The organism is Bellilinea sp. (assembly GCF_034432615.1).
GTDB lineage: Bacteria > Chloroflexota > Anaerolineae > Anaerolineales > Anaerolineaceae > Bellilinea.
Map to the genome: position 1 here is coordinate 1 of NZ_DAOUBL010000030.1, position 6,987 is coordinate 6,987.

At 55.1% G+C, this 6,987-nt stretch carries 8 protein-coding genes and 1 tRNA gene; 1 reads left to right on the forward strand and 8 read right to left on the reverse strand.

Going from position 1 to position 6,987, the window contains the following annotated elements:
* The 5 genes from VAE48_RS01425 to VAE48_RS01445 form a co-directional block, all read right to left on the reverse strand.
* On the reverse strand, nucleotides 1-834 hold an 834-nt coding region (locus VAE48_RS01425), incomplete at its 3' end, for a hypothetical protein (protein WP_322791524.1).
* A complete protein-coding gene (locus VAE48_RS01430) occupies nucleotides 828-1,577 on the reverse strand; it encodes a hypothetical protein (protein WP_322791525.1) in 750 nt (249 codons plus the stop codon). The genes VAE48_RS01430 and VAE48_RS01425, both read right to left, overlap by 7 nt.
* Nucleotides 1,578-1,585: 8 nt before the next feature.
* On the reverse strand, nucleotides 1,586-1,927 hold the full coding sequence (locus tag VAE48_RS01435) for a single-stranded DNA-binding protein (protein WP_322791526.1): 342 nt from the start codon (nucleotides 1,925-1,927) through the stop codon (nucleotides 1,586-1,588).
* A gap of 750 nt (nucleotides 1,928-2,677) precedes the next feature.
* A complete protein-coding gene (locus tag VAE48_RS01440) occupies nucleotides 2,678-3,130 on the reverse strand; it encodes a hypothetical protein (RefSeq protein ID WP_322791527.1) in 453 nt (150 codons plus the stop codon).
* Nucleotides 3,131-3,212: 82 nt separating this feature from the next.
* Nucleotides 3,213-3,287 (reverse strand) — tRNA-Pro (locus VAE48_RS01445).
* A 209-nt stretch (nucleotides 3,288-3,496) separates the two neighbouring features.
* Between VAE48_RS01445 and VAE48_RS01450 the strand changes: the two genes are divergently transcribed.
* Nucleotides 3,497-3,973, forward strand: coding sequence for an Rrf2 family transcriptional regulator (locus tag VAE48_RS01450; RefSeq protein ID WP_322791528.1), 477 nt, complete (start codon nucleotides 3,497-3,499; stop codon nucleotides 3,971-3,973).
* A gap of 96 nt (nucleotides 3,974-4,069) precedes the next feature.
* Here the strand turns inward: VAE48_RS01450 and bcp are convergent, their stop codons facing one another.
* From bcp to VAE48_RS01465, 3 genes are all read right to left on the reverse strand, one after another.
* A complete protein-coding gene (bcp, locus tag VAE48_RS01455; RefSeq protein WP_322791529.1) occupies nucleotides 4,070-4,534 on the reverse strand; it encodes a thioredoxin-dependent thiol peroxidase in 465 nt (154 codons plus the stop codon).
* A gap of 23 nt (nucleotides 4,535-4,557) precedes the next feature.
* The gene (locus tag VAE48_RS01460; RefSeq protein WP_322791530.1) at nucleotides 4,558-6,513 is read right to left on the reverse strand and encodes a molybdopterin biosynthesis protein; all 1,956 of its coding nucleotides are present in this window, start codon (nucleotides 6,511-6,513) and stop codon (nucleotides 4,558-4,560) included.
* Nucleotides 6,514-6,523: 10 nt separating this feature from the next.
* On the reverse strand, nucleotides 6,524-6,987 hold a 464-nt coding region (locus VAE48_RS01465), incomplete at its 5' end, for a polysaccharide deacetylase family protein (RefSeq protein WP_322791531.1).

Here is a 6,987-nt window from a genome sequence, read left to right on the forward strand (position 1 = left end):
CCTGCCCGGCTGGGTTTCGACATACCGCCACAGCAGGCGCACGGCCTGCGTCCACACCTCGGCGCTCCAGCCCAACTCCCGCCAGCCGGGGATGCGGTTGGATTTGGCTCCCACCGCCTGGATGCTCTCCCGCAGCAGCCGCAGAGCCAGCCGTTTCTCCGGTTCTGCCCGGCGCTGGATGAAGCCGACCAGTTCGCCGTTCACCGAGTAGGGGATCGGCTCGGTATCGGTGGGCATGTCCTCATCGCCGCCGGTGATCGGCAGGGGCGTGGGCAGTACCGGTTGGATGACCTGCACCCGCACCGGCGGGGCGTTCTCCGCCACCAGCAGCAGCGTCCCGGCACGGCTTTCGATGAGCTGCCTGCGGCGGGACTGCCATTCGATCCACTGGTTGCCCGCTTTCCACACCAGGGCAACCAGCACGCTGCCCAAGGCCAGCAGGATGAGCAGGAGAAAGAGCAGCATGGCGGTTCGGGTCAGTTCGTCCGTGTGCTGAATCTTTTCTTGCTGGAGTATCTGACGCTCGACCGCCTGGGCAGTGGCGGTCATGGTGTAGGCTTGTTCCTGGACGGCGAGAGCCTGGCGGGTGCTTTCGATGTGGAGTGCCTGGCGGGTGGCTTCGAGGCTGACCGCTTCGGCGGTCTGGCGCAGGAAAGATTCTTGCGCCGATTGGGTTGCCCGTGCCTGCTGCTCGACCTGTCCGGCAAGGGCTTCGGCAGCCTGGGCAGTTGCCCGCAGCGCATACGGGTCGGGTGGTGCGGCGGGCTGCGCCGAGGCTGCCACACACCCGGTAAGCACCAGTACCAAAAGCAGGAAAGTTCGCCGGATTACCACAGCAGCACTCCCACGATGACCAGCACCATCAAGAGCAGCCCGGCAAGCGGCAGGACGCCCGCCGGTGCTGCCCGTCGCCGCCGCTGGGGTTGGGTGTGCTGGACTTTACCCCAATCTGCCAGACGCCTGATCGGTTCTTCGCCCTGGTAGTGCAGGATGACATCCGTATCCCCGGCTTCCTTTTCCAGCCAGCGCAGATTGACCCGCACATCCAGGTTGTGGCGGGCAATCTCGCTGCGCTCCGGCAGGTGCAGATGGACGATTTCGTCCGCATGTCTGCCTTCGTACCAGCGTCCGTGTACCTCGTCCGCCACCCGCATGACCGTGCGGTAGGTTTCGCCGGGGTCGCTGCTGCGGGCGTCCACCACCCGCACGGGCGGCGGCTCGCAGCGCGGTTTCTCCTTGCGCACCGACAGGGCAAAGGTCAAGAACAAAAAGAACAGCATCAGTCCGCCGATACAGCCGTCCATCAGCCTCACCACCTGAATGTCCTTCCCTTCCAGCCTGACCACCCTGCCCCGCCGGATGACTACCCGTTCGCCGGTCTTGATATGCTCGAACACCGTCCCGCTTGGCCAGGGACAGGGTATCTTGCGGGTTTCATCATCCCAGCCGGGCAGCACGATGTCCGTCCAGCGGAAATGTCCGCCGTAGAACATGCCCGGTTCATCCCCGACACGGGTCGGGTCGTACACCACCTTCCAATAGTAGCCCTGCGGCGGCTGCCAGCTGCGCAGACTCATCCTGTCACCTAGAACGGCATTTCGCCGCCGTGATCCTCACCCGCTTCAGCCTTGCCTCCGCCCAAAAACTGCACCAGCTGGGCGGTGACTTTCAGCGCCGCACCCGCCTCGCCGTTCTTGCGGGTGAAGGCTTCGATGGTGGGAACGCCCCGCACAAATACCTGCCGCCCTTTCGCCAGGTACTGGTGGCAGCGTTCGCCCAGTTCCCGCCAGGCACTCACTTCCACCCACACGGTTTCGTCCTTGCGGGTCGAAACCGCCACCGGGAAGTTGACGACCAGCACGCCTTCGTTGGTGTAACGTGCTTCCGGGTCTTTGCCCAGATTGCCGATCAGTTGGATTTCTAACATGGGGATCTCCTTGGTTGGATTGTATCCAGATGCAGAAATTGAGGCTCCCCTTGTGCCAAAGGGGGGAAGCATGGTGTCGTATGGGAGTTCCCGCAGACGCCCTCGTACGCCGTGGCCGCGGCCCGTCTCTCCGGGCGGTCACCCTGCCTGTTTCCCGGCGCTCTCTCAGGGTGCGCCGGGCTGCACCTGCCTGCTGATGGGGCAGCAACCCCGACCGGTTCGGCAGACCAGCCGGGCGGGACTTGCACCCGCCGGTGGGTGGGACTCGAACCCACCGCAGGGATGGGGTCACTCCCTGCAATCCCAATCACCCCCGCCTTGGGCGGCCGGTTGAAAGGAGGTTTACCATGTCGCAATTGGTAAGGTGCATTTGGATTCAGGCGGGCAGGAATCGAACCTGACCTGCGTCACCAGACCGCCTGAACGAGGGGGAAAACGAGCCAACACCGCCAAACAAAAACCCTGCCAGTCGGAATTTGCAGGGTTCTGTTCGCTCGTGATAGAATGGGCACGGGGTGAGCAGAGCGTTCCTGCTTGCCTCACCGTGAGCGTGCCACCAACACGGCTCACGGAACGCCCCGGTCGGGCGCACAACGCCCGGCGGGGCGTTGTCTTAGAAGCAGGCTGTATCGGCTTGGGAAGGTGCTATGCAAAGCATAACACAAGTATTACCTGTTGTCAATACTTGTAATACTTTAATTTAGTAAAAAAAACCACCTGATATTTCTGTAAGGTGGTTTTTGTTGTTTTCTATCTTGTAGTTGTGTATGGAAGCCCGCTCTTATTAAATACTCTCTTTCCTTGAGACCATCTTGATGTTTGATAGACAAAAACGCAATATGCTACATCTGCCTCATTAAGCAAAATTTTTGTCCCCCCTCTAACAGTTTTTCTCCCAATTTCCTTAATGATGCCAGTTTTGTACCAACGATAGATCGTAGGTATATTAACTCTATATTTTTCTGCAGCCTCAGCTAGGCCTATCCCTTTGTCATTCAAATGAGCGAATTGTTTCCACTCTGGCAAATCCTCTTTTCGAGTTACAGATTCACTCCGAACTTCCTCTTCGCTTACAACCATTTCTCCCGCAACCACTCCCGCCCTGATTTTACCTTTCTCAACCAGTTGGCGCAAATGGGCTTCATCCAGCCCGTATTTGCGGGCGGCTTCGGAAATTGGAATGAGTGTGGGGAGCGTAACCATACCTGACCTCTCAAAAACACAAAACGCACCCAGGGATCCATCGGGTGCGTTGCTCGGTACAGGGATGGAATCCCTGTGGAAGTCGGGGCGGGCGGATTTGAACCGCCGACCTCACGGACCCGAACCGTGCACTCTAACCGGGCTGAGCCACGCCCCGAACGTCTTGATTATACCCCTTCCTCAAATTATCGGCAAGATTTTCAGATGTTTCTTTTCCATTCCACAATCCATATCTAATCCTAAATTAGAGTTGCTTAAGATTTTTTACAAGCTGATCAATTACTATTGTCACTTTTTAGAATTTTGATATACAATTAAAATACCATACAAAATCAATAATCATTGTAGAAATTCAAGGAGTGAACCATGTTTCGAATCAGCAGAAGACTGGACTATGGTTTGCAAGTGATGATCGCTCTTGCCGGCAACACCAGCGGACGCCCCATCCCCAGCGCCCAGCTTTCTGAGTCCCTCAATATCCCCTTGCCTTTCCTGCACCAGATTGCCCACACCCTGATGCAATCCGGCCTCATCAAAGCCACACCCGGCCCGCGCGGCGGTTTGCGCCTGAATCATCCGCCAAAAAACATCACAGTCCTAAAAATCGCAGAGGTGCTGGAAGGCCCAATTTGCCTGACTCCATGCTTAGAGGACACAGAAGACTGCCCGCGCAATGAAATTTGCACTTCCCGGTTGATGTGGGAAGAGCTGCAAAACAACATCATAGCCTACCTGTCCTCTACAACCCTTGAAAAGCTGGCTGCCTATTCTGAGCTGATGAATGTGCGTTCGGCAGAACAACCGGTTGAAGAACCCCAAAATGCCTCTCTGAGTGAAGGTTGATTGCCCATCGAGGGCCGGCTTTCTTGAAACCTAAAAATATAAGGGTCGGGCGGTTGCTGTGCAATCACCCGACCCTGCTTTTGGGTGATGATTATCTCAGGCTGCCTCTAAAGCGGCCAATACTTCTTTCGAATGACCTTCCGGTTTGACATCCGGGAAAACACGCAGAATTGTGCCATCCGCACTGATCAGAAAAGTGGTGCGTAAAACGCCATCATATTCGCGCCCCATGAACTTTTTTCTTCCCCACGCTCCATATAACTCGCAAACCCGATGCTCCTCATCCGCAAGCAAAGTAAAAGGCAGATTGTACTTTTCCTTAAACTTTGCATGAGATTTTGGCGAATCGGGGCTGACTCCCAAAATCACGACGCCGGCTTCTTCATAGACCGAATAATCATCCCGGAAGCTGCACGCCTCTTTGGTGCAACCAGGCGTGTCATCTTTGGGGTAGAAATACAAAACAACCGGCCTGCCGCGGTAATCGCTCAACCGGCGGGGTGTACCCGTTTCATCCAACAATTCAAAATCTGGTGCGGGAATGTTCGCTGATATTGGCATGATTAACCTCCTTTGGTTCTCAATTATTGAATCCATCTCCCCATGCGGGAAATATCATAGCCCGGTAATTGACCGACAGCTGCGCGAAACGAACCATCAGCCGCAAGGTCAAATAAAGGTCGTAACAAATCATCTTCTGCATAGATAGCCGGAATGATCAGGTCATATTCTTCTTCAAACAGCGGGATGAAATCCAAATCCAATGCAACCGCCGCGGCAGCAATACCCAGGCCGCAATCCGCACGACCGGAAGCAACCGCCGCAGCAACCGCTAAGTGAGTGTATTCCTCCTGACCGTATCCACGAATTTGCAAAGGAGAGATGCCCAACAACCCCAATTGATAGTCGAGCAGTATGCGAGTGCCAGCTCCGCGCTGACGGTTTACAAACATTACATCTTTCCGTATCAAGTCCTGCAATCCTTCAATGTTCTTTGGATTTCCTTTGGCAACCAGCAACCCTTGTACCCGGTTAACCCACCCCAGTATACGCACCTTTTGACCAGGAAGGTACTGCTGAACTGCCGCAAGATTATACACTCCGCTTTGCGTATCCAGCAAATGGCAACCAGCCAGATGAGTTTCTCCGCGGCGCAAGGCTACCAGCCCGCCCTGACTGCCCACATTCGCAGATACCAGCCGGCGTCCATAGGCGGCCAGATACTGCGCCAACAAATCCAGACTGATGTCATGCGATCCAATTGCAAAAATGGTCTGATTGAGTTCTTCCGGCGGACGGTAAAGCCGAACTCTGACCCGGCTGCCAGCTTCAACACCCTGCACTCCGCGAGGTAAAACGACGATACCATCCGCACGCACCAGTGAGGTAATTACCCCTGCCCCCCGCGATAGCGGCGCCGCCAACAACTGATCCCCTACTCTGCCTGCCACCACCCGCACATAATCATCGTCACCCGGCGGTGAGGTCAATTTGCGGGTCATCTTTGCTTCAATTTCAATGGGTTGATAAGGAGGGCGCCCCAGCCAGCGCGCCAGCAGCGGTTCAACAAAAATTTCTCCCGTCAACGCCGCCGATACAGGATAGCCCGGAACGCCGATAATGGGACACTGACTGCCATTCTGCCGGCGGATCATTCCCAATATGACCGGGTGACCGGGACGCACCGCAACACCGTGAACCAGCAAATCACCCAATTCCTGCACCACTACAGCGGAAAAATCTTCCGATCCGGCTGAGGAACCAGCATTGAGCAGGATGAGATCGCTTTGTTCCGCAGCTTCCTGCACACGCTGACGAATGAGAGCATTCTCATCTGGCGTGATCGGATAACGGAAAGCCTCGCCTCCCCAAAGCCGAATCTGAGCTGCCAATACCAGCGAGTTAAACTCAATAATCCGGCCGGTTTCTACAGGTTGACCAATTTCGATCAATTCTGTACCGGTGGGGAGAATTGCCACCCTTGGTTTGCGGCTGACCGAAATTCGATCATGGCCGGCCGCAGCCACCGCTCCTAAATCTACCGGGCGCAAGATATGACCAGAGGGCAACACCAGTTGGGTAGCAACAATATCCTCGCCCATTGGACGCACGTGCGACCAGGGCGGTAATCCCGCTCTCAAGCGGATTGAACGCGGACAGCGGGCATCTGTCATGATCTGCCCATTCTCGTCCAGGGCTTCCACATTCTCAATGGGCACAACTGCATTTGCCCACAGGGGTAATGGATCACCGGTATCTACATAAACCGCTTGTTGACCAACAGTCAGAATCACCGGGGAAGTAGGCATAGCGCCTGCAACATCCTCCGCCCGCAGGGCAAAACCATCCATGGCTGCGGCATGATAATGGGGGGAGGAAATGCGCGCCCACACCGGTTGGGTGGTTACCCGCCCAACCAGATGTTCGTTCAATTCAAGCGTTTCCTCTCCGAGAATGCCGATCAGGCCGGCCGATTCCAGTGCCTGGTCAAACCGTGCAAGCGCTTCGTTTAAGGGAATATCCTGCAAATAAATGGACATCGTAAACTCCTCACGGTTCGCTTTTTTTGCCTGTAACGATATTTTCAAAACAATTCAAATCGCAATTGGATTTGATTTCCTGTCGGCTGAGAAAATAAAGCGTTTCAATGAAATGTTTGTTACTCACCCCTAAACCCATACCGGCAAAATAACCGTATCTGGCTGCCCGGCGGGTGATATTTTCATCCGCTTTTCCGTAGGGGTAAGCGATTGTCAGTTCCTTTGTGCCTAACAACTTTTCCAGGTAGAGTTTCGACCCTACCATTTGATCATAAGCATGGGAAGGATTTTTCACTAAATCCTCATGGCTGACGGTGTGACTGCCAATTTCCCAGCCGTTTGCAAATAATTCAACCAGCTGGTCAGCATTCATATAGGTCGGGGCACCCACATAACCGGTAATCACGTACACCACACCCTGCAATCCATACTGTTGCAGAATCGGAAAAGCAAACTCATAAACACTTCGATAGC